Below are 20,594 nucleotides of genomic sequence, written 5' to 3'. Positions count from 1 at the left end.
GAGTTCCGGCAGCCCGGGAGCAAACCGACGCTGGGGAGACCGACCAGGGGGCCTGAGTACGCGCACTCAGGCCCCACGCCCCGGCTGCCACGACGATGAGGCCGTGGCGGGCGAAGCCGGGAGAGGCGGACCCCGCACCCGCACCGCCGTCGCCAGGACGGCCTCGCCCGCCGGACCCCGGGAGAACCGTGCTCAGCCGCCTCGCCGCCGCCGTCGTCCCCTCGCTCGGACGACTCACGGTCACATCCGACCACGCCACGGCTCCGGCCGCCGGCAGCATCATCGTCGCCAACCACACCTCCCTGGCCGACCCGGGCATCGTCCTCGCCGCACTGCTGCGCCTCGGCGTCGAACCCGTCGTCATGGCCACCGCGGGCCTGTGGCGCGTACCGGTACTCGGCCGTCTCCTGGAGCGTGGCGGGCACGTGCCCGTGCACCGGAACACCGACCGGGCCGCGGACGCCCTCGACACGGCGGCGGCCGCGCTCAGGGACGGGCGTCATCTGCTCATCTACGGCGAAGGACGGCTGCCCCGCCGCACGGACGCGGCGGAGGCCCCGCCGGAAAACTTCCGCAGCGGCCTCGCCCGTCTCGCGCACGCGTCCGGCGCGCCCGTCGTGCCGCTCGGCCAGGCGGGAGCCCGCCGCGTGACCTCGGGTTCGTGCGTCAAGCAGATCTCCGGGATCCTCACCGCTCCGGCCCGCCGCCCCCGGCTCCACGTCCACGTCGGCGCCCCGCTGCAGCTCCCGCCGGAGGTGGAGGCGGCGACCGTCACGGCCCGCGAAGCCGTCACCGCCGCCTGGCGCACCGCCGCGCACCGGCTCGGCGAACCCGCGGCGCTCGCCGGACACTGAACGGGCGACGAAACCCGGCGGAACGGCAGTCCGGCCTCCCACGCCCCCGGCTCCGGGCGCTGCCGGCACTTCTCCCACCCCGCGCGGTCGCCCGGCAACTGTGCGGGAGGCCGCCCTCGGCTGCGAGGCGGCCGACCGGGCAGCCTGTCCCGGGCCACTGACCTGCGGGGTCCCGTCCGGGCCGGCCGGGGGCGTGCGCTCCGCACCGTTCCGGGGCGCGGCCCGGGTGGCGGCGGCGACCCCGGCGGCGTAGGTATGGAGGCGTGCCGCTCCGGAGGACGTGCGACGCCACGGAGCGCACCGGCCTGCGACGGCAGGTGACCGACAGGCCCACCCGCCGGACCGGCGTCCACGTCCGGCGGCTCGCCACCCGGGGACGAGGAGACGGATCCCGATGACCGCGGCAGAGCAGAGCACCCCGGTGCACGGGGTTCCGTGCTGGGTCAGTCTCATGACCCGGGACCTGCGGGCCACCAAGGACTTCTACGGGACCGTTCTCGGGTGGACCTTCCGCTCCGGCACCCTCGGCGAGGGCTTCACCGTCGCCCACGCCGACGCCCTGCCGGTCGCCGGGATCGGGCAGATCGCCCACGGTCTGCCCACGGAAGTCAGCTGGACACCGTACTTCGCCGTCGCCGACGTCGACGCCACAGCGGCCCGGATCCGTGAACGGGGTGGCACCATCGCCGTCGGCCCGATCCGGGTGGGCCCCGGACGGGGAGCGGTGGCCGCCGACCGGGAAGGCGCCGGATTCGGCTTCTGGGAAGGCAGGACCCCGCCCTGGTCGTTCGGCCGAGACCACCCTCCCGCCTCCATCGAACTGCGGACCAGCCACGCCTTCGACTGCGCGATCTTCTATGCCGAGGTGTTCGGCTGGGCCTCCGGGGAACCCGGCGGCTGCGAGGTCGGCTACGCGTACCAGCAGGACACGGTCGTCGTACGGCAGGGCGGCCGCACCGTGGCCACCCTGCGCGGAGGCGGCGACGCGTCCTCCCCCGACCCCCGGCTGCGCCCGCGCTGGCACGTCCGCTTCCCGGTCGCGGACCTGGAAGCGGCCACCGAGGCGGCCCGAGCCGCGGGCGGCACGGGTGGACCGCCGGTGGACTCGCCCGCCGACGGGACCGAAGCGGTGATCAGGGACCCCGACGGCGGCATCTTCACCATCTGCGCCCACCCGACGGGCGCCCCCTGAGCCACCCGTCCCCGAAAGAGCCGTTCAACAGGTGCGGAACACGTACCCCGGCTGTCCGGCCGGCCGGACGTCGAGGTCCCGGCGCACCACCGAGACCGTCGTCCCCACGGACGAACACGCCTTCGCGAAGTCGCCGTCGGTGTACTCGACGACGAACACCCTGTCGCCGTACGCGGAGGCGTAGTCGGCACACTCGTCGTACCGGCCGCACTCCTCGGCGACGGCGAAGTCGAAGCCGATCTCCGCCCGCCGCTCCAGCAGACCGGTGGTGTTCTTCTGGCCGATCGCCAGCCCGGCGGCGTGCGCCCGGTGGGCCAGGAGCTCCGCGAACGCCGCGTTGTGCTCCCGGGTCAGCAATCCTTCTGAGCGCTCGAAGGAATCCAGGTTGTCGGGCTCCACCGCCTGGAAGCCCGACTTCGCGCAGCCGTCGACCCAGCCCCCGACGATATCCGCCAGCCGGGCGCGCTTGTCCGCCGTCGAAGTGTCGAGCAGCGCCTCGCCCCAGTCCTCGTCGTTGACCAGCCGGCCGTCGCCGTCGCGCAGCAGCAGATCCGGGTGGTTCTTCTCCCACTGGTCCAGCGCGTCGGGCTGGGTCTGGAAGGCGTTGACGTAGCAGACGTTGTACAGGCCCTCGGCCGGCTCGTCGCGACGGTCGCGGGAGACCGCCCCGACCCCGGCGGGCGGGGAATACCCGCCGCCGATCTGGTAGTCGAAGGTCACGTTCGCCTCGGGCGGCACGACCTCGGGCGCGGCATCGGCCGTGGTGCCCGAGGCGAACGTGTCGGACAGGAGCAGCCCAGCTACCGTCGCGGTCGCGACGCCGACGGCCAGACCGGCGAGGGTGCTCCCACGGCGGAGGAACGGACGGACGGCGGGCTGGGGCATACGTGACTCCCGTGCGTGGACTTCGGAACCTGCCCCCCATCATGGACGGCCGATCATGAGCGAATCGTGCGTGGCCGCACCGCCCCGTGACCGGGCGGTGCGGCGGTCAGTCCGGCCAGTCGCCGTCGAGTGCCTCGGCGGCCTCCGCCACCACCGCCTCGGCGACGGCCGCCAGGGCCGGGGACTCCAGTTTCCACTGCTGCCAGTACAGCGGGACGTCGACGGTGTGGTCCGGGGTGAGCCGCACGAGCCGTCCGCCGCTCAGCAACGGCTCCGCCTGGACCTCGGGCACCATGCCCCAGCCCATGCCCGACGCCACGGCGTGCGCGAACCCCTCCGACGTGGGGACCAGGTGGCGCCGGGGGCTCGGCCGGCGGCCGGGGCCGAGCCGGCGCACGAAAGCGTCCTGAAGGTCGTCGCGCCGGTCGAAGCCGATCACCGGGGCGTCGCCGATCAGTTCACGCAGCGCGGTGCCCTCCCGCCGCCCCAGCCACCGGTCGGCGAAACCGGGGCTCGCCACCGGCAGATACCGCATCCGGCCCAGCGGGCGTACCGAGCAGCCCGTCACCGCCTCCGGCGACGAGGTCACCGCCGCCATCGCGAGCCCCTCCCGCAACAGGGCGGCCGTATGGTCCTGGTCCTCCCGGCGCAGCTCGTAACAGAGCCCCAGCTCCTCGGGCACGCGTCGCAGAGCGGGCAGGAACCAGGTCGCCAGGGAATCGGAGTTCACCGCGATCGGCAGGAGCGTCGGTTCGCCCGGCCCGGACATCCCGAGCTCCGCCTGCGCGTCCTGCTCCAGTCTGGCCAGCTGGCGGGCGAAGCGCACCACCACCTCACCGGACTCGGTGGGCCGCACCGGCTTCGTGCGCATCAGCAGCACGCGGCCCGTGCGCTGCTCCAGCGCCTTCACCCGCTGGCTGACCGCCGACGGCGTCAGCCGCAGGGCGTTCGCCGCGGAGTCGAAGGTGCCTTCGTCGACCACGGCCAGCAGGGTCCGCACCTGGTCGAGAGGAAGCTCGGACATCATGAACACTGATGATACGTAAGAATCTTTAGCTGGACACCAGGTTTCCCCGCTCCGTACCGTCGCCCGCATGACGAACGCCCTGACCACCGCGGCCGCCGGTTTCGGCACCGGCCTCTCGCTCATCGTCGCCATCGGAGCCCAGAACGCCCTGGTGCTGCGCCAGGGCGTCCGCCGCGACGGCGTGCTCGCGGTGGTCGGGATCTGCGCCCTCTCCGACGCTGTGCTCATCGCGCTGGGGGTCGCGGGGGTCGGCGCCCTCGTCGTGGCCTGGCCTTCGGCGCTGACCGTGGTCGGACTGCTCGGCGGCGTGTTCCTGATCGGCTACGGACTGCTCGCCGCACGCCGCGTCCTGCGCCCGTCCGCCCTGCACGCGGGGGACGCCCCGGCCGCCTCGCGCGGGAGCGTGGTGCTGACCTGCCTGGCGATGACCTGGCTCAATCCGCACGTGTACCTCGACACCGTGTTCCTGCTCGGATCCGTCGCAGCCGACCGAGGACCGTTGCGCTGGACCTTCGGCCTCGGCGCGATCCTCGCCAGCGTGTGCTGGTTCGCCGCGCTCGGGTTCGGCGCCCGGCTGCTGAGCGGGGTCCTCGCGCGGCCCTCCGCGTGGCGGGTGCTGGACGGTCTGGTAGCCGTGATGATGATCGGGCTCGGCGCGAAGCTGGCGCTGAACGCCTGAACGCCTGAACGCCTGAACGCCTGAACGCCTGAACGCCGGAACGCCGGAACGCCGGAACGCCGCGAGGGTGAGCGTTCGGCCTTCGCCAGTGCCCAGGGTCCTCCCCGGGCACTCGACACGTCCAGGGTCGAGGGCGCACCCCCGGCGTACCATGCCATGATCGCCATCTTTCGACAGGATCGTGCCATGGGAAGCGTGCAACGGGCCGTCGTTCTCGCCCTGGACGGGGTGCATCCGTCCGAGCCCGGCGTCCCGGGCCGGGCGCCGCTGGGCGCGCGGAAAATTGGAGCGGCCGGCACATTTCGCGGAGTCGGCGCTCCGGCGAATTCCGGCGGACTTCGCGGCCGGGACGACGCGCCTCCTCAATGCCCGCGCCGCCGTCATCCGCATTCCCGGGCGGGGCCCGGAAATGCGGCGGGGCGGACGTGGGGGATTCGTCCCGGGTAAAGGGAAAAAGACCGAGTATTCTCGTCTTATTATACCGATATAAGCATCGCAGGAACGGCTCGCCACTACATGACCCCTGGGGGGAGTTATGCCCGAAGCAGCAGTTTTGATCGATTCGGTGCCGACCATGGATGCGGAGGCCGAGGTGGTGCACTCCGTGGGGATCGACATGGTGCACCGGACCAGGCCGGAGGACGCGTTTCCGCGGAACTGGGTCCGCCTGGAGCACGACCGGTTCTCGGTGGGGGCGGTCCTTCCGCACGATCATCCGTTCTTCGCTCCGGTGGGTGACGACCGGCACGACCCGCTGCTGGTCGCGGAGGCGATGCGGCAGGCGGCCATGCTCGCCTTCCACGCCGGGTACGGGATCCCGCTCGGCTATCAGTTCCTGATGACGGGACTCGACTACGTCTGTCATCAGGAGCACCTGGCCGTGGGGGGCGCACCCACCGAGATCGACGTGGAGGTGTTCTGCTCCGACCTGAAGTGGCGGGGCGGGCTCCCGGCCCAGGGGCGTGTCGGCTGGGCGGTGTACCGCGACGGTCGGCTCGCCGCGACGGGAAGGGGGGAGACCCGTTTCAGCACTCCCAAGGCGTACAGGCGGATGCGCGGCGACGCCCCGGCCGAGGGGATATCCATACCGGAGACCGTGCCGGTCCCGGCCGTCCGGGCGGGCCGTACCCGCGTCGAGGACGTGGTGCTCTCGGAGACCGGGCGGGACGGAGTCTGGGAACTGCGCGTGGACACCCGGCATCCCACCCTGTTCCAGCGCCCCAATGACCATGTCCCGGGCATGTTGCTGCTGGAGGCGGCCCGCCAGGCGGCGTGCCTCGCGGCCGGGCCCGCGGGGATCGTTCCGGCCGAGGCGCGCACCCGCTTCCACCGGTACTCCGAGTTCGGCAGTCCGTGCTGGATCAGGGCGGTGGTCCTGCCGGGGACGGCCGAGGATACGGTGACGGTACAGGTGACAGGCCATCAGGACGGCGAAACGGTGTTCTCCACCGTCCTGTCCGGCCCCCGGGCCCACGGCTGAGAGGTTTCCCGAGTGATTCTCGTGACGGGTGCGACCGGAGCGGTGGGCCGTGAGGTCGCCGGACAGCTGGCGGCGGCCGGCCCCGTGCGGATTCTCGCGCGCCGCCCCGAGCGGCTCACCGTACAGGGGGGAGGGGTCGAAATCGTCGAGGGCGAGTACGGGGACCGCGCCGCTCTCGACCGGGCCCTGCGGGGAGTCGCCTCGGTGTTCCTGGTGACGAACAGCCCCACGGAGCCCGACGACGAGAGGGTCGCGGCGGCGGCGGCCGCGGCGGGCGTACGCCACCTGGTCAAGCTGTCCATGATGGCGGTGGAGGAGCCGGGCGCCGACGACTTCATCACCCGGCGTCAGCGGGAGAACGAACAGGCGGTGAGGGAGTCGGGGGTCCCGTGGACGTTCGTGCGCCCCAGGACGTTCATGTCCAACACCCTTTCCTGGGGGCCCGGCATCCGGTCGGCGGGAGTGGTGCGCGCCCTGTACGGTGACGCTCCGGTCGCGTGCGTCGACCCGCGCGACGTCGCCGCGGTGGCCGTCGCCGTCCTCACCGGTACGGGGCACGAGGGCAGGGCGTACGCCGTGTCGGGCCCGGAGGCGATCACCGCGCGGGAGCAGACGGCCCAGCTCTCCCGGGTGCTGGGGCGGCCGTTGCGCTTCGAGGAACTGGACCTGGACACCGCGCGCACGGCCCTGCTGGCGAAGTATCCGCCGCCCGTCGCGGAGGCCTTCCTGCGGAGCGCGGAGCGGCAGCGGGCGGGAGCGAAGGCAGCCGTGGTGCCCACGGTCCAGGAACTGACGGGCCGCCCGGCGAGGCCGTACCGCGTCTGGTCGGCCGAGCACGCGGAGGCGTTCACGCCGGAATAAGGCCGCATCACCGGCGAGGGGAGGCCCCGCACACTCGCCGACCGCGCACAGGAGCGACGACTCGCGCATTTCCTTTCCGGTCCGTTATGCGGATTCACGGGAGAGGCGTGCACGGAAAGCGCTCACTCTTCTCTGCCGTGATTCCTCCGTTCTCCGAAAAGAAGCCGGAAAGACGGATCTTCGCGCATCCCCGGCCGGCTGCACTCCACGACCCACTCGGACCAGACCGGGGTCCGCTGGACCTACGTGTTCCGGAGCGACGGCCAGGCAGGCAGGTCCTCACCTCCGACTCCACCCTGTGCTTCCGCGGACGTCAGGGGGCCGAGGCGGACCTGGCGGCACAGGGGTTCGTCGTACGTGACGTGCGCGAGGCGCCCGGCCGCCCCGGCAGGGAGCACGTCCTCATCGCTCGCCGGCCGGACCTCGGCCCGCCTCGCTGACAGCGCCGGGCCGGCCCGCGTCCGCTCCCCAGCTCGCCAGCAGACGCAGGGCCTGGTACGACTCCGAACCCGGCTCCGCGTGGTAGGTCACCAGATGCTGCTCCTCGTCGTCCGGGAGGTTCAGCGTCTCGTACGACAGGGTCAGCTCCCCGACGAGCGGATGCCGCAGCACCTTGCTGCCGTGGCCCTTCTCCTTGACGTTGTGCGTGGCCCACAGCCGCCGGAACTCGTCGCTCTTGACGGAGAGTTCGCCCACCAGCGCCGAGAGCTCCGGATCGTCGGGGTGGCAGCCCGCGTACAGCCGCAGATAGCTGACCATGTCCGAGGCCTTGGAGTCCCAGTTCGCGAACAGGTCCCGGTAGTCGGGGGAGAGGAACACCAGCCGCGCCCAGTTGCGCTCGCCCGGCGGCAGCGCGCCCCAGTCGCCGAACACCGCCGCCGCCATCGGATTCCAGGCGAGGACGTCGGAGCGTGCCCCGGTCACGTACGCGGGGATGCCGTCCATGCTGTCGAGCAAGTACAGCAGGCCCTTGCGCACGCGCTGCACCCTGGCCGGGCGGCGCTTCTTCCTGTGCCGCGCGGGCTTGGCCAGGTGCGTCAGATGGGCGCTCTCGGCGTCCGTGAGCCGCAGGGCCCGAGCGATCGCGTCAAGGACCTCGGCCGACACGTTGCGCCCGTTTCCCTGCTCCAGGCGCGTGTAGTACGCCACGGAGACCCCGGCCAGTTGTGCCAGCTCCTCCCGGCGCAGACCGGGCACCCGGCGGTGCCGGCCGAACTCCGGGAGTCCCACGTCGCCCGGCTGGAGCCTGGCCCTGCGGGTGCGCAGGAACTCGCTGAGCTCGGCGCGCCCGTCCAGCGGCTCGGGGGCGGCTCCCTCCGGTCGATCGTCCATGGTTTCCATTATTCCTGTGATCCCAGGTCGTACGAGCCCGAGCCTGTCCCCGTCAGTAGTAGGACCACTGGACGTAGGCAAAGCGGTGACCTGGGTAGACATCCGTCACGGCGTGATGCTGGGAGACGTTCCTACCGCATCACCCAGAGGAGAACCTCCGGCATGACCACCGTTGCCGCCTACGCCGCTCCCCGTGCCAAGGCCCCGCTGGAGCGCACCACGATCGAACGCCGCCCGGTGGGCGAGTTCGACGTCCTGATCGACATCAAGTTCGCCGGGATCTGCCACTCCGACATCCACCAGGCCCGCGACGGCTGGGGCGAGGGCATCTTCCCGATGGTGCCCGGCCACGAGATCGCCGGGATCGTCGCCGAGACCGGCCCCGGGGTCACCCGGTTCAAGGTCGGCGACCGCGTCGGCGTCGGCTGCATGGTCGACTCCTGCGGAACGTGCGACGCCTGCCTGCTGGGCCGCGAGCAGCACTGCGCCGAGGGGAACACCCAGACGTACAACGCTCTCGACCGCGGTGGCGAGCCCACGTACGGCGGCTACTCGACGCACATCGTCGTGGCCGAGACGTTCGCCCTCTCCATCCCCGAGGGCATCGCCCTGGACGAGGCCGCGCCGCTCCTGTGCGCGGGCATCACCACGTACTCCCCGCTCAAGCGCTGGGGCGCGGGCCCCGGCAAGAAGGTCGCCGTCGTCGGTCTCGGCGGACTCGGCCACATGGCCGTCAAAATCGCGCACGCGCTCGGTGCCGAGGTCACGGTCCTCTCCCAGTCGCTGCGGAAGAAGGACGACGGGCTCAAGCTGGGCGCGGACCACTACTACGCGACCAGCGATCCGCGGACCTTCGAGGAGCTGGCCGGCACGTTCGACGTCATCCTCTCCACGGTCTCGGCCCCGCTCGACCTCGGCGCCTACCTCGCTCTGCTGCGCACCGACGGCACGCTGGTCAACGTGGGCGCCCCCGAGGAGCCGATCTCGCTGAACCTCTTCTCCCTGATCCTGGGCAACAAGTCGATCGCGGGTTCGATGATCGGCGGGATCAAGGAGACCCAGGAGATGCTGGACTTCTGCGCCGTGCACGGGCTCGGCGCCGAGATCGAGGTGATCGGCGCGGGCCAGGTCAACGAGGCGTACGAGCGGGTTCTCGCCAGCGACGTCCGCTACCGCTTCGTCATCGACACGGCGACGATCTGAGGCGTCGGCCGCCCCGCCACGCGCACGTCCACCACCCTGCCCCTGCGGGAGTGGACAGGCGGTCCTGGACCCGGGAACCCGACGAAAGGGGGAGGCGACCCCCCGCCGCGTTGGGGTGCCAGCCCCAATGATCCCCAACGGTCCTTCCCCTAGCGTCCATTGATGTGAGTTACGCACAGGACGCAGAGAAGACCATCCGACCCCGGGCGGCCGCCCGCACCACCCCGGCCGCCCGGACGACCGCCAGGGCCGCCGCCGCGGGCCTGGCCCTGGCCCTCGCGGCGGGCATCACGGCGTCACCGGCCCTGGCCACCGCACGGCCCGGGCCGGTACCCCGTACGGTCGCACCGCCGACGACCGCCGGAGCGCTCGACCGCTATTACCACCAACCCCTGGACTGGGGCACCTGTATGAGCTCCCCGCAGGACGAGACGGGCAGAGACCTGGACAGGGCGGGCGTGCAGTGTGCCGACGTCACGGTCCCGCTGGACTACACAGCCCCCGGGGGCCGGACGATCACGGTCGCGATATCCCGTCTGAAGGCCACCGACACCCGCCGCCGCATCGGCGCGATCCTCCTCAACAACGGCGGCCCCGGCGGCCCGGCCGTGGATTCCCCGCCGATCGTCCGCACGGCGATGAAGGAGGTCGGCCCGCGCTACGACATCGTCGGCTTCGACCCGCGCTTCGTCGGCCGGAGCACCCCGCTGGACTGCGGCTGGCCCGTCAGCTTCACCTGGTTCTCGGCCGGTGCGAGCCGGGCCGGCTTCGACCGCCAGGTGGCGCTGAGCAAGAGCCTGGCCGACAAGTGCCGCGCCACGAACGCCTCGGTGCTCCCGCACATCAGCACCCGCAACACAGCCAGGGACATGGACGTGATCCGGGGCGCACTGGGCGAGCGCAAGATCTCCTACCTGGGCTATTCGTACGGCACCTACCTGGGCACGGTCTACACCCAGATGTTCCCCGGCCGCTACGACCGGATGGTCCTGGACGGAGCGGTGGGTCCGGACGACTACAACCCGCGCCTGCTGAAGAACACCGTGCGCGAGAACGAGCAGGCGCTCTCCGCCTGGGCCGCCTGGGCGGCCGCCCGCCACACGACGTACGGCCTGGGCCGCTCCCGTACCGCGGTGCTCTCCACCATCGACCACGTCATGGCGAAGGCGGCCCGCGCCCCGCTGACGCTCGGCACCGGCCCCGACGTCTTCCGGGTCGACGACACCCACATACCGACGCTGCTCTTCATGGGCGTGGCCGACGACGTCGACGGCGCGCGGGACCTCCTTGCCCAGCAGGTGGCGGCACTGTCCCGGGCGTCCAAGGGCCGTGAGGCTCCGTTGCCCCCGGGGTTCGCGGAGACGCTGCGCCTCCTGTTCTCCGGCGCGGGCTCCTCCTTCGGCAGCTCCCAGACGGCGATCATCTGCGGTGACGTACCGGCCCCGCGCGAGACCGAGCGCTACTGGCGCGACATCCAACGGAGCCGTGGCGCACACCCCCTGTTCGGCCCCCTCACCGAGAACATCGGCCCCTGCGCCTTCTGGGACGCGCCACGGGAAGCCCCCACCCGTATCAGCCACGACGCCCGCGTCCTCCTGGTCGCGGCCACGGGCGACCCCCGCACCACCTACCGGAGCACCACCACCCTGCACAGCAGGCTTCCGGGCTCCAGGCTCCTCACCCTGGAGAACGCCAACCGCCACGCCCTGTACGGCGAATACGGGAACGCCTGCGTGGACACCGAGGTCAACCGCTACCTGGCGACGGGGCGGCTCCCGAAGAAGGACGAGACCTGCGTGAAGTGACCCGGGGCAGGAGACCGCCTCCCGTCGGTGTACGGGCGGCCTCCCGTCGGAGGATGCCGGGCACCCGGCCCACTCCGTACCGTCCGAGGAGTCGGGCGAAGTCCGGCCGACGATGTCGGGAGGTCGCGGTGATGAGCACGGCGCGCAAGGTGATCGCATGGGGCGCGGCCCTGCTGCTGCTCGTGCCCGGAACAACGGCGGCAGCGGCCCCGCCCGGGGAACCGCCCCCGGGGATACGGGTGACGGGGGAGCGGTGGATCGGCGACCGGCTCCTCGAACTGACCGTGCGGTCGGCGGCGTTGAAGGGTGCCGCTACGGTCCGCCTGCTCACCCCGGACGGCTGGGAGGATCGCCGGCGGGGCGAGCGGTGGCCGGTCCTGTATCTGCTGGCGGGTGGCCACGGCGACCCCGAGGCCTGGACCGAGGACTACGCGGTGGAGCGGCTCCCGCACCTGCGCGACGTGCTCGTGGTCATGCCGTCGATGCCGCTCTTCGGGTTCTACAGCGACTGGTGGAACGGCGGCGCCGGCGGCGCGCCGCGCGTGGAGACCTTCCACCTCGACGAGGTGCGCCCGCTGCTGGAGCGCTCCTACGGCGCGGGGGACCGGCGGGTCGCGGCGGGGGAGTCGCAGGGCGGTTTCGGCGCGCTGACCTACGCGGCACGCCACCCCGGCCTGTTCCGCGCGGTGGCGGGCCTCAGCGGCTACGTCCATCCGCTCCAGCACCCCCGGGCGGTCCGGGCCGGACTCGACTATCTGGGCCTGGACCGGTCCGCGCTGTGGGGCGACCCGGTGGCCCAGCGGCGGATCTGGCAGGACCACGACCCGTACTACCGGCCGGAGCGACTGCGCGGCGTCGAGGTCCACCTCTCCAGCGGCGACGGCCGGGCGGGCGCGCTCGACCCGCCCGGCACGGAGCCGGACCCGCACGTCCCCGGCCTCGAGGACCCCGACGACCCCTTCCCCGAGGACGTCCTGTCCCCGACCGAGGCCATCATGGGGGCGGAGAACCGGGCGATGGCCTCCCGGCTGCGGGCCCACGGGGTGGCGGTCACCACGCACTTCTACCAGGGCACCCACTCCCCGCCCTACTGGGAGCGCGAGTTGCGCGGGGCGCTGCCGGCGCTGCTGCGCACCCTCGGGCGGTGAGGGGCAGGGCCCTACTCCGACGGGACCGGTGAGCCGGCCCCGTCGGCCGGATCCGCCGCCTCCGGCTGACGCGGCTCCTCCACGAGCTGCTCGCGGAGGTAGTTCCAGACCACCCCGAGCAGCGCCGCCACCGGCACGGCGAGCAGGCTCCCCACCACGCCGGCCAGGCTGCCGCCCAGCGTCACGGCGAGCAGGACCGTCGCCGCGTGCAGTCCCAGCCCACGGCTCTGGATCATGGGCTGGAACACATTGCCCTCCAACTGCTGCACCACGACGATGATCGCCAGCACAAGCAGAGCGTCCATCGGTCCGTTCGAGACCAACGCGATGGCCACCGCCACGAATCCGGCGAACAGCGCCCCCACGATCGGCACGAACGCGCAGACGAAGGTCAGGACCGCCAGCGGCAGCACCAGCGGCACTCCCAGGATCCACAGGCCGAGCCCGATGAAGACCGCGTCCAGCAGACCGACGAACGCCTGGGCCCGCACGAACGCGCCCAGGGTGTCCCAACAGCGGGAAGCCACCTCGGGGATGTCGGTGGCGAGCCGGCCGGGAAGCTGACGGGTGAGCCACGGCAGGAAGCGCGGGCCGTCCTTGAGGAAGAAGAACATCAGGAAGACCGCCAGAACCGCCGTGACCAGCCCGTTGACCACGGTGCTCACCCCGGTGACGGCGGTGGTGACCACGCTGCCGACGCTGTCCTGGAGCTGAGCGGTCGCGGTGTCCAGGGCACCGGTGATCTGGTCGTCGCCGATGTTCAGTGGCGGACCCGCCGCCCACTCACGGACCTTGTCGATACCCGCGATCACCCCGTCGGCCAGCTCCCCGGACTCGCCCGCCACCGGCACCGCGATCAGCGCCACGATGCCCGCCCCCACGAGCAGGGAGAACACCGTCACCACCGAAGCGGCGAGCGAGGGCCACCACCCGAGCCGGCGCAGGAAACGGGCGAGCGGCCAGGTCAGCGTGGTGAGGAAGAGGCCGACTATCAGCGGCCACACGACCGACCACATCCGGCCCAGCACCCACAGCGCGACCGCCGCCGCCACGAGCACCAGCAGCGCCTCTGCGGAGACCCGTGCCGACGTGCGGAGAGCAGCCGCGGTCTTTGTCGAACTCAATGGCGAAGACATGGCGTCACCCTATGGCTTCGCCGACCGTGTTCCGGCCACACCCGCGGCCCGCCGACGCCGAGTGCCACGAGGGCGGGCCGTCCGGCCCCGTCAGCGCAACGCCGGGGGCAGTTCCTCCCGATGGACGATGCCCAGGCGCTGGGTGGCGCGGGTGAGCGCCACGTACAGATCGCTCGTGCCGAACCGGGCGGGCTCCACGACCAGCACATGGTCGAATTCGAGCCCCTTGGCCTGGCGCGGATCCAGCAGCACCACCGGATGCGTGAGGTCGGGGGCCTCACCCGCCACGACACCGTCCAGCGGCGCGGCGATCTCCTCGTGCAGCGCACGCGGCGCGATCACCGCGAGGCGTCCCTCCCGGGGCGTCAGCTCCACGACGGCCCGGGCCACCTCGCCCGCCAGATCCTCTCCGGCATCCCGCGTCCACGGCTTCTCGCCGGTCGACCGCACCGAGACGGGGGCGGTGAACGAGGGGTCCCTCTCCCGCAGGACCCCGGCGGCCAGCTCCATGATCTCCGCGGGCGTACGGTAGTTGACCCCCAGCGTGACGTGCTCGAAGCGGTCCCCGACGTACGGCCAAAGAATCTTCTCCCACGACCCGACACCGGCCTCCTCCGAGGTCTGCGCCGGGTCGCCGACCAGGGTCAGCGAGCGGGTCGGCGCCCGGCGCATCAGCAGCCGCCACGCCATCGGCGACAGCTCCTGCGCCTCGTCGACGATGATGTGCCCGAACGCCCAGGTGCGGTCGGCGGCGGCCCGCTCGGCGGCGGTGCGGTGGTCGGCCTCCTCGTGCCGCTCCGCCATCCGCTCGGCGTCGATGATGTCGTGGGCGGCGAGGACCTCGGACTCCTCGTCCTCGAACTCGTAGCTCTCCGAACCGCGCGACAGCTCCAGCACGCCCTGCGCGTAGCCGACCCGCTCCTGACGGGCTGCCTCGGCAGCCGCCCTCTCCGCGCTGTCGTCGATGCCGAGCAGCTCGGCGGCCTCGTCCAGCAGCGGTACGTCGGCGGGCGTCCACACCGCGGCGGCGCGACGGCGTCGGATCGCGTCGGCGTCCTCGTCCGGTACGTACACCGGGTCGGCCAGATAGTCGGCGAGGAAATCCTCGGGGGTCAGCGGCGGCCACAGCTCGTCCACCGCCGCGTGCACCTCCTTGCTCAGCGCGACGTCCCGGCCGAGCTGGGCCACGTCGTCGGGTCCGAGGAAGTTGGGCCCGCCGTAGGGGTCCGCGCCGATGCGCTCGACGAGCTGCGCGGTGAGCGCGTCGATGACCCGGAAGACGAAGTGGGGGCGGGCGAGATTGTGCGGCAGACGGGTGTCCCTGGCCGCCTGCCGGGCCTCGTACGCGATCTCCCAGTCCAGGACCAGGTCCCCGCCGTCCTCGTGCGGGATGACCATCGCCGCCCCGGGCTCGGGCAGCCGCTGCCGGTCGCGTACGGCCAGGGCCAGCGCCTCGGCCATCGGCTCGCCGCCCTTGACGGCCGCGGCGCGCGAGGAGTCCGTACCGGCGGCACGCACCCCGGGGAACAGCTCCGCCTGCGTCGCCAGCAGCACCCCCGTCTCGCCGAGCGCGGGAAGCACCTCCGCGATGTAGCGCAGGAACGCCGGGTTCGGTCCCACGATGAGCACGGCCCGCTTGGCGAGCAGCTCGCGGTGCTCGTACAGCAGGAAGGCGGCCCGGTGCAGCGCGACGGCCGTCTTGCCGGTGCCGGGTCCGCCCTCGACGACGAGGACGCCCCGGTGCGGTGCCCGGATGATGCCGTCCTGCTCGGCCTGGATGGTCCGCACGATGTCGCCCATGCGGCCGGTGCGCGCGGAATTGAGCGCCGACAGCAGCACGGCGTCGCCGTTCGGATCCTCGAAACCGGTGCGGTCGCGGTCGCCGAGGTCCAGGATCTCGTCATGGAGTTCGGTGACCGTCCGGCCCTCGGTGGTGATGTGCCGCCGCCGGCGAAGCCCCATCGGCGTGTGCCCCGTGGCGAGATAGAAAGGACGCGCCACCGGCGCACGCCAGTCGATCAGAACAGGGGTGTGCTCGGCGTCGTCCTCACGGATCCCGATACGGCCGATATGGTGCGCGAGCCCATCGGAGCGGTCGATGCGACCGAAACACAGTGAACCGTCCACCGCGTTGAGCGCGGCGAGCAGACCGGAGCGCTCCGCGACGAGGATGTCGCGCTCCAGCCGCGCCTGCTGGCCCGTACCGACCGGTGTCAGCGCGTGCTCGACGCCGTCGGCGGCCACCCCGCGCAGGGCGTCGACCCGGGCATGGAGCCGGTCGATGAATTCCTGCTCTTCCCGCAATTCGTCGCTTTCCCGGTTTGACAAAACGGCTCCCCGCCAGATATATTCGTTCTCATAAGGCCTCCGAGTGGGGCCTTTCTGCATGAGCGCAGAAGAATTCAATATACGCGAGGCAATCCCCGGACCGCAATGACGGCCCGGGGATTCTTCGTGCCCGGCGATTACCTCCCGAGTGCGGCGGCCCGCGCCTCCCCGTCCGTGCCGATCGGCTCTCCCGCCGCCAGGTCCCGGGGGGACAGCGCCAGCGACCGGGCGGCGGTCGCGCCCACGTCGGCGAGACTCCGCGCGTCCGGCAGCAGCTCCACCCCGGCCCCGTCGGGGCGGTGGATCAGCACCGGCACATACTCCCGGGTGTGGTGCGCGTGCCCGATCGAGGGGTCGTTGCCGTGGTCGCCGGTGACGATCAGCCGGTCGCCGGGGCCTGTGAGCAGCGCCAGGAGCCCGGCGAGCCCCGAGTCCACCTGCTCCAGCACCTGTCCGTAGCGCCCGCTGTCCTGCTGGTGCCCTGCCAGATCCGTCTCCTGGACGTTCGCGACCACCAGGGCGTCGCCCCCGGCGCGCACCGCGTCCAGGGTGTGCGCCAGGACGTCGGCGGTGCCCACGGCCGGCCGCCGGTCCGCCTGTTCGCACACCAGGATGTCGGCGGCCTTCCCCACCAGGGTGACCGGGATGCCTGCCCGCGCCGCGAGACCGGGGAGCTGACGGGTGTGGTCGAGCGGGGCGCCCAGGTGCTGGACCTCCAGGCCGCCGTTGCGGTAGAAGCCGGTGGCCGGGGTGTCGAGACCGACGGTGCCCCCGTCCCCGCGCCGTACGTAGGAGCCGAGCGGACCGTCCGCGTGCCCGCCCACCGCGATGACCCGGGCGACCGGGGCGACCGCCCGCACCGTACGGGCGACCGCGAGAATCCCGCCCGGACCGTCGAACGGCAGATCCTCCAGGCGCCCCGAGGCGTTCCAGTTGATCCCGGGGTCGGCCTCCAGGTTGTCGTGGACCAGCACCGCCCCGTCGACCAGCAGCAGCGGCTCCCCGTCCAGCCGCTCCACCCGGTGCCCGGCCCCCGTGAGCGCCTCGGCCACCTCGTCGAGATGGTCGGCCAGCCGGGCCACCGTCACCCGGCTGAAGTCCGCGCCCATCATGGTCTGGTGGCCCGCGAAAGTGTCCGCGCCCGGGTAGCCGAGGGCGGCCCGGCCCGCCGCCACGGGCAGCCGGGTGCTCCGCGCCAGATCACGGTGCGGGTGCACCAGACCGAGGCCCAGCGCCCCGAGCACCGGGAGCCGCAGCGGCCGGCCGAACGCGGCACGGGCGTGGTCGAGGACGTGCCCGCAGGTGTCGGCGTCGAGGTCGCCGGGGCGCAGGGCGCCCGCGTCGGGCATGGCGCCGACGCCGAATCCGTCGATGACGACGATGACGGTCCTGGCCATGGAACAGCTCCTTACAGGGCTCGGCCGTGGGCGTCGTAGAGCCCGTTCAGCCGGGGACGACCGGAGGCGAGTCCGGAGACGACGGCGACGGTCGAGCGGGTGACGAAGATCTGGGTGCGGAAGGCGAGCAGCGCGGTGTCGCCCAGCCGGACGTCCGAGCCGGGCGGGGGCGCGTCGAGCAGCCGGTAGTAGTCGATGTTCTCGGCCGGGGCGTCCCGCACGCCCAGACGTGTGCCGGTGCGTGGCAGGAGGGCGCCGCGGATGTGGGAGCGGGCGTAGAAACCGCCACCGAACAGGGCCGGCCGGCCGTCGTCGAGGGTGTGCGCGACCTCGCTGACGTACACGTACGCGGGCTTCTCGGGCTGGGCCGGGTCCAGGGCGTGCAGCGGAGTGGTGCCGGTGAGGGCGTGGCCCGGCTCCCCGTGCGTGGCCCCGCGCTCGGCGAGCAGCGGGAGGGACGCCATCGAGGTGGCGCTGGGCGCGCTCAGTCTCAGGTCCCGGTGCCCGCGCGCCGCCAGCAGGTCACGGGCCTTGAGCGCCAGGTCGAAGGTGGCCGTCGCGGTGGGCAGACCCGTCGCGGGGTCGCACAGCACGCACGGGAAGGCGGTGACACCGGCGATCCGGATGCCCGGCAGCGCCTCGGCCGCCTCGGCGAAGGCGTCCAGCCGCTCCACCGGAACCCCGCCCTCCTGTCCCGGGTAGACGATGCCCCCGGCGCCTTCGAGCCGGATCAGGACGTCCTGGACGAAGCCCAGCTCCCGGGCCGCGTCCGAGACGGCACGGGCGTTGGCCAGGTCGAAGACCGTGACGTTCTCCGGCCGCCACGCCAGCATGCCGGGCAGTTGCCGCCGGGGAATCTGCACGAGGTGGCCGAGGTTGCCCGGCCTCGCCCCGGCCGCGTGCAGGGTCCGGGCCTCGGCCGGATCGATGGCGGCGGAGCGGGGGATGTGCCGGGCGATTGCCCGGATCAGTTCCGGGTTGCGTCCGATCTGTTTGACGACGAACCACAGGCCGAGGCCGAGGTGTTCGGCCTCGGCCGCCAGCAGGGCGGCGTTGGACTCGACGGCGTCGAGGTCCATCACATACGTGTCGGGCGGGATCTCGCCCCGCCGGTGCAGGGCGGCCGCGGCGTCGACGAGCTCGGGGTTGCGGGTGAGCACGGTGTCGAGAAACACGGTCAGTGGTCCTTCGGGTCGGCCATCGCGGCGAGCGAGCGGCGCAGGATGTCGATGACGAGGTCCGCGCCGGCCCGCATCGGGTTGACGCGTACGGTCCAGTCGGCCAGCTCCGGGGCGTCGTCCAGGGCGGAGCTGGACATCCGGTAGAAGAGCGGGGCGATCTCGTAGCGCGAGTTGGAGCCGACGGGGTAGGGCGCGGCGCCGAACCGTGCGGCGACGGACGGCAGTTCGGCGGCGACGGGCCGGTCCAGCCGGATCAGCAGGCAGCGGTCCTGGGCGTTGGCGACGCGTACCTCCGCCACCCCGGCCACCTCACCGGCCGCGAGCCGTTCGGCGACCTCCGTCCCCACCCGGGACTGCGCGGCCCACAGGAGCGGTACGTGGGTGAGGGCGCGCAGCGCGTCCAGCGCCTGGTGGCCCTGGACCTGCCCGCCGCCGGAGTAGTTGTCGCGGCGGACTCCCTCGACCAGGTCGCGGGCGCCCACGACCAGGCCGACGCCCTCGGGCCCGTGAAGTTTGAACAGCGAGAAGCAGGAGGCGTCGGCGCCCAGTTCCACCCCGGCGGCGGGGGTGCGCATGACGGCGTAGTTGTCGTCCACGATCGTGCGGACCCCGGCCGCCCGGCAGGCGGCGATGACCTCGGCCGGATCGTAGGAGTCCGCCAGCCGCTGCCGGGTGTGCTGGACGTACGCCCACCGGTACCGCCCGGACGCCAGAGCGGTGTCGAGCGCCGCCGGGTCGTTGAAGTCCGCCTCCGTGGTGCGTACGCCGATGCCCCGGAAGGTGACCTCGGTGGTGCGGTAGACCGGGGCCCGGTGGATGAGCAGGTCGTCGTCCGCCCGGACGACGGCGTTGAGCGCGGCCCGGATCGCCCCGGTGCCCGCGCCCTGTACGAGGGCGGCGTCCTCGGCGCCGAAGAAGTCGGCGAGGACCGCCTCGACGCGGGCGGTGGTGCGGGGCCGGCCGAGGCCGGGGACGACTCCCGCGTCGGCGCAGAACAGCTGGTCGCCCTCGAAGTGCGCGGCGGTGGCCTCCAGCAGCCGAAACTGCCGGGCCGCGGCGTCCTCCAGGGCCACCGTCGGCAGCGGAAAGGTCACGGGGAGCGCGGGCGGGGGTGCGGGGCTCATGTCAGTTCTCCTCCACGGTCGCGCCGGTCAGGAAGCGCACCGGATTGCGGCGGGTCAGCAGGTCGATCAGGTCGTCGTCGGCCCCGGCCGCCCGCAGCCGGGGCAGGAAGCTCGCGAAGAGGTGCCCGTACCCCTGGCCGCCCTCGTCGCGCAGATAGCCGTGGCGGGAGATGTCACAGCTGAGCAGGGCCCGGTCGGCGTGGCCTGCCTCCAGCAGCGCGAGCAGCAGCCGCAGCCGGGTCTCGTCGCTCTGGTACGCGGCCTTGCCCACGGTGTCGAACGCGACGTACGCACCGCTCGCCGCCAGCTCCCGGTGGACGCAGGGGTCGTCCAGGAGGTCCTGGTGCCCGATGCTCACGCGGTGGGCGGGCAGGCCCTCACCGGTGAGCAGCTCCAACTGGGCGAGGCCGCCCCGGCCGAGCTGGGCGTGGGTGGCGACGGAGAGGCCGGTGGCCAGCGCGGCGCGTGCGCCGGCCCGTAGCACCTTGGCCTCGGCGGCGGTGGGTACGTCGCCGTGGCTGCCGATCTCCCCGAGGACGCCGGGCTTGACGCCGCTCCCGTCGATGCCGTCCTCGATCTCCCGGACGAGGACGCCGGCGAGCGCCGCAACGTCGAGGGCGTCGATCTCCGGCGTGTGGAACGGCTCGTAGTACCAGCCGGTCGCGGCCACGACGGCGACGCCGGTCTCCCGGGCGATGCGGGACAGCGCGCGGATGTCGCGTCCCATGCCCCGGCAGGTCAGCTCGACGAGCAGGGCCAGGCCGTACTTCTCGCGCAGCGTGGCGAGTTCGGCGGCCACGGCCGCCGCGTGGCGTTCCGGTGCGAGGACGGCCGCGCCGTCGCCCACGCGGTCCAGGTCGAGGACGAGGTGTTCGTGGGCGAGGGCGGGGCCGCGTACCGAAGCGGCCCGGAGTTCTCCGGTGACGGTGTGCAGGGTGTGCGGTGCGGGGTGGTTCATCGTG

17 protein-coding genes are annotated in these 20,594 nt (G+C 72.8%); 8 read left to right on the top strand and 9 right to left on the bottom strand.

Annotation, left to right across the window (positions count from 1 at the left end):
* Positions 1-188 precede the first annotated feature (188 nt).
* Together PSQ21_RS00215 and PSQ21_RS00210 are read left to right on the top strand one after the other, a co-directional pair.
* Positions 189-854: a lysophospholipid acyltransferase family protein gene (locus PSQ21_RS00215; RefSeq protein WP_274028252.1), complete on the top strand. Its 666-nt coding sequence runs from the start codon at positions 189-191 to the stop codon at positions 852-854.
* A 394-nt stretch (positions 855-1,248) separates the two neighbouring features.
* Complete coding sequence (locus PSQ21_RS00210; RefSeq protein WP_274028251.1) at positions 1,249-2,046, top strand: VOC family protein; 798 nt, start codon at positions 1,249-1,251, stop codon at positions 2,044-2,046.
* A 24-nt stretch (positions 2,047-2,070) separates the two neighbouring features.
* Here PSQ21_RS00210 and PSQ21_RS00205 read toward each other — a convergent pair whose 3' ends face one another.
* Both PSQ21_RS00205 and PSQ21_RS00200 read right to left on the bottom strand, forming a co-directional pair.
* The gene (locus PSQ21_RS00205; protein WP_274028250.1) at positions 2,071-2,931 is read right to left on the bottom strand and encodes an endo alpha-1,4 polygalactosaminidase; all 861 of its coding nucleotides are present in this window, start codon (positions 2,929-2,931) and stop codon (positions 2,071-2,073) included.
* A 106-nt stretch (positions 2,932-3,037) separates the two neighbouring features.
* Positions 3,038-3,958, bottom strand: a complete 921-nt coding sequence (locus tag PSQ21_RS00200) for a LysR family transcriptional regulator ArgP (protein WP_274028249.1) — start codon at positions 3,956-3,958, stop codon at positions 3,038-3,040.
* 67 nt (positions 3,959-4,025) lie between these two features.
* Between PSQ21_RS00200 and PSQ21_RS00195 the strand changes: the two genes are divergently transcribed.
* The 3 genes from PSQ21_RS00195 to PSQ21_RS00185 all read left to right on the top strand — a co-directional run bounded on the left by PSQ21_RS00195 (position 4,026) and on the right by PSQ21_RS00185 (position 6,978).
* Positions 4,026-4,637, top strand: a complete 612-nt coding sequence (locus PSQ21_RS00195; protein ID WP_274028248.1) for a LysE/ArgO family amino acid transporter — start codon at positions 4,026-4,028, stop codon at positions 4,635-4,637.
* Between the two features lie 535 nt (positions 4,638-5,172).
* Complete coding sequence (gene afsA / locus PSQ21_RS00190; RefSeq protein ID WP_274028247.1) at positions 5,173-6,117, top strand: 2-oxo-3-(phosphooxy)propyl 3-oxoalkanoate synthase; 945 nt, start codon at positions 5,173-5,175, stop codon at positions 6,115-6,117.
* 12 nt (positions 6,118-6,129) lie between these two features.
* Positions 6,130-6,978, top strand: coding sequence for an NmrA family NAD(P)-binding protein (locus PSQ21_RS00185; RefSeq protein ID WP_274028246.1), 849 nt, complete (start codon positions 6,130-6,132; stop codon positions 6,976-6,978).
* Positions 6,979-7,380: 402 nt separating this feature from the next.
* Here the strand turns inward: PSQ21_RS00185 and PSQ21_RS00175 are convergent, their stop codons facing one another.
* Positions 7,381-8,310, bottom strand: a complete 930-nt coding sequence (locus PSQ21_RS00175; protein ID WP_274028245.1) for a helix-turn-helix transcriptional regulator — start codon at positions 8,308-8,310, stop codon at positions 7,381-7,383.
* 162 nt (positions 8,311-8,472) lie between these two features.
* Between PSQ21_RS00175 and PSQ21_RS00170 the strand changes: the two genes are divergently transcribed.
* The 3 genes from PSQ21_RS00170 to PSQ21_RS00160 all read left to right on the top strand — a co-directional run bounded on the left by PSQ21_RS00170 (position 8,473) and on the right by PSQ21_RS00160 (position 12,466).
* Positions 8,473-9,513 (top strand): NAD(P)-dependent alcohol dehydrogenase, encoded by a 1,041-nt coding sequence (locus tag PSQ21_RS00170; RefSeq protein ID WP_274028244.1) that lies wholly within the window; start codon positions 8,473-8,475, stop codon positions 9,511-9,513.
* Between the two features lie 164 nt (positions 9,514-9,677).
* Entirely contained in the window at positions 9,678-11,318 is a 1,641-nt protein-coding gene (locus PSQ21_RS00165) for an alpha/beta hydrolase (protein WP_274028243.1), read from the top strand.
* 131 nt (positions 11,319-11,449) lie between these two features.
* Positions 11,450-12,466, top strand: a complete 1,017-nt coding sequence (locus PSQ21_RS00160; RefSeq protein WP_274028242.1) for an alpha/beta hydrolase — start codon at positions 11,450-11,452, stop codon at positions 12,464-12,466.
* Positions 12,467-12,477: 11 nt separating this feature from the next.
* Here PSQ21_RS00160 and PSQ21_RS00155 read toward each other — a convergent pair whose 3' ends face one another.
* From PSQ21_RS00155 to PSQ21_RS00130, 6 genes are all read right to left on the bottom strand, one after another.
* Positions 12,478-13,602, bottom strand: coding sequence for an AI-2E family transporter (locus PSQ21_RS00155; RefSeq protein ID WP_274028241.1), 1,125 nt, complete (start codon positions 13,600-13,602; stop codon positions 12,478-12,480).
* Between the two features lie 90 nt (positions 13,603-13,692).
* Positions 13,693-15,906: a HelD family protein gene (locus tag PSQ21_RS00150; RefSeq protein WP_274035584.1), complete on the bottom strand. Its 2,214-nt coding sequence runs from the start codon at positions 15,904-15,906 to the stop codon at positions 13,693-13,695.
* A 161-nt stretch (positions 15,907-16,067) separates the two neighbouring features.
* A complete protein-coding gene (locus PSQ21_RS00145; RefSeq protein ID WP_274028240.1) occupies positions 16,068-17,327 on the bottom strand; it encodes a phosphopentomutase in 1,260 nt (419 codons plus the stop codon).
* An 11-nt stretch (positions 17,328-17,338) separates the two neighbouring features.
* The gene (locus tag PSQ21_RS00140; protein ID WP_274028239.1) at positions 17,339-18,502 is read right to left on the bottom strand and encodes a YhfX family PLP-dependent enzyme; all 1,164 of its coding nucleotides are present in this window, start codon (positions 18,500-18,502) and stop codon (positions 17,339-17,341) included.
* Positions 18,503-18,504: 2 nt separating this feature from the next.
* A complete protein-coding gene (locus PSQ21_RS00135; protein ID WP_274028238.1) occupies positions 18,505-19,632 on the bottom strand; it encodes an aminotransferase class V-fold PLP-dependent enzyme in 1,128 nt (375 codons plus the stop codon).
* Position 19,633: 1 nt separating this feature from the next.
* On the bottom strand, positions 19,634-20,590 hold the full coding sequence (locus tag PSQ21_RS00130) for a phosphotriesterase family protein (RefSeq protein ID WP_274028237.1): 957 nt from the start codon (positions 20,588-20,590) through the stop codon (positions 19,634-19,636).
* Positions 20,591-20,594 lie beyond the last annotated feature (4 nt).

Origin of the sequence: Streptomyces sp. MMBL 11-1, assembly GCF_028622875.1 — a bacterium.
Taxonomy (GTDB): domain Bacteria; phylum Actinomycetota; class Actinomycetes; order Streptomycetales; family Streptomycetaceae; genus Streptomyces.
This window is presented reverse-complemented; position numbering and strand designations above follow the sequence as displayed.

Bases quoted from the DNA above. Each gene is read 5' to 3' on its own strand.
- PSQ21_RS00210 (WP_274028251.1), top strand. From the start codon at position 1,249: ATGACCGCGGCAGAGCAGAGCACCCCGGTGCACGGGGTTCCGTGCTGG.
- PSQ21_RS00205 (WP_274028250.1), bottom strand. From the start codon at position 2,931: ATGCCCCAGCCCGCCGTCCGTCCGTTCCTCCGCCGTGGGAGCACCCTC.
- PSQ21_RS00200 (WP_274028249.1), bottom strand. From the start codon at position 3,958: ATGATGTCCGAGCTTCCTCTCGACCAGGTGCGGACCCTGCTGGCCGTG.
- PSQ21_RS00195 (WP_274028248.1), top strand. From the start codon at position 4,026: ATGACGAACGCCCTGACCACCGCGGCCGCCGGTTTCGGCACCGGCCTC.
- afsA (WP_274028247.1), top strand. From the start codon at position 5,173: ATGCCCGAAGCAGCAGTTTTGATCGATTCGGTGCCGACCATGGATGCG.
- PSQ21_RS00175 (WP_274028245.1), bottom strand. From the start codon at position 8,310: ATGGACGATCGACCGGAGGGAGCCGCCCCCGAGCCGCTGGACGGGCGC.
- PSQ21_RS00170 (WP_274028244.1), top strand. From the start codon at position 8,473: ATGACCACCGTTGCCGCCTACGCCGCTCCCCGTGCCAAGGCCCCGCTG.
- PSQ21_RS00160 (WP_274028242.1), top strand. From the start codon at position 11,450: ATGAGCACGGCGCGCAAGGTGATCGCATGGGGCGCGGCCCTGCTGCTG.
- PSQ21_RS00155 (WP_274028241.1), bottom strand. From the start codon at position 13,602: ATGTCTTCGCCATTGAGTTCGACAAAGACCGCGGCTGCTCTCCGCACG.
- PSQ21_RS00145 (WP_274028240.1), bottom strand. From the start codon at position 17,327: ATGGCCAGGACCGTCATCGTCGTCATCGACGGATTCGGCGTCGGCGCC.
- PSQ21_RS00135 (WP_274028238.1), bottom strand. From the start codon at position 19,632: ATGAGCCCCGCACCCCCGCCCGCGCTCCCCGTGACCTTTCCGCTGCCG.
- PSQ21_RS00130 (WP_274028237.1), bottom strand. From the start codon at position 20,590: ATGAACCACCCCGCACCGCACACCCTGCACACCGTCACCGGAGAACTC.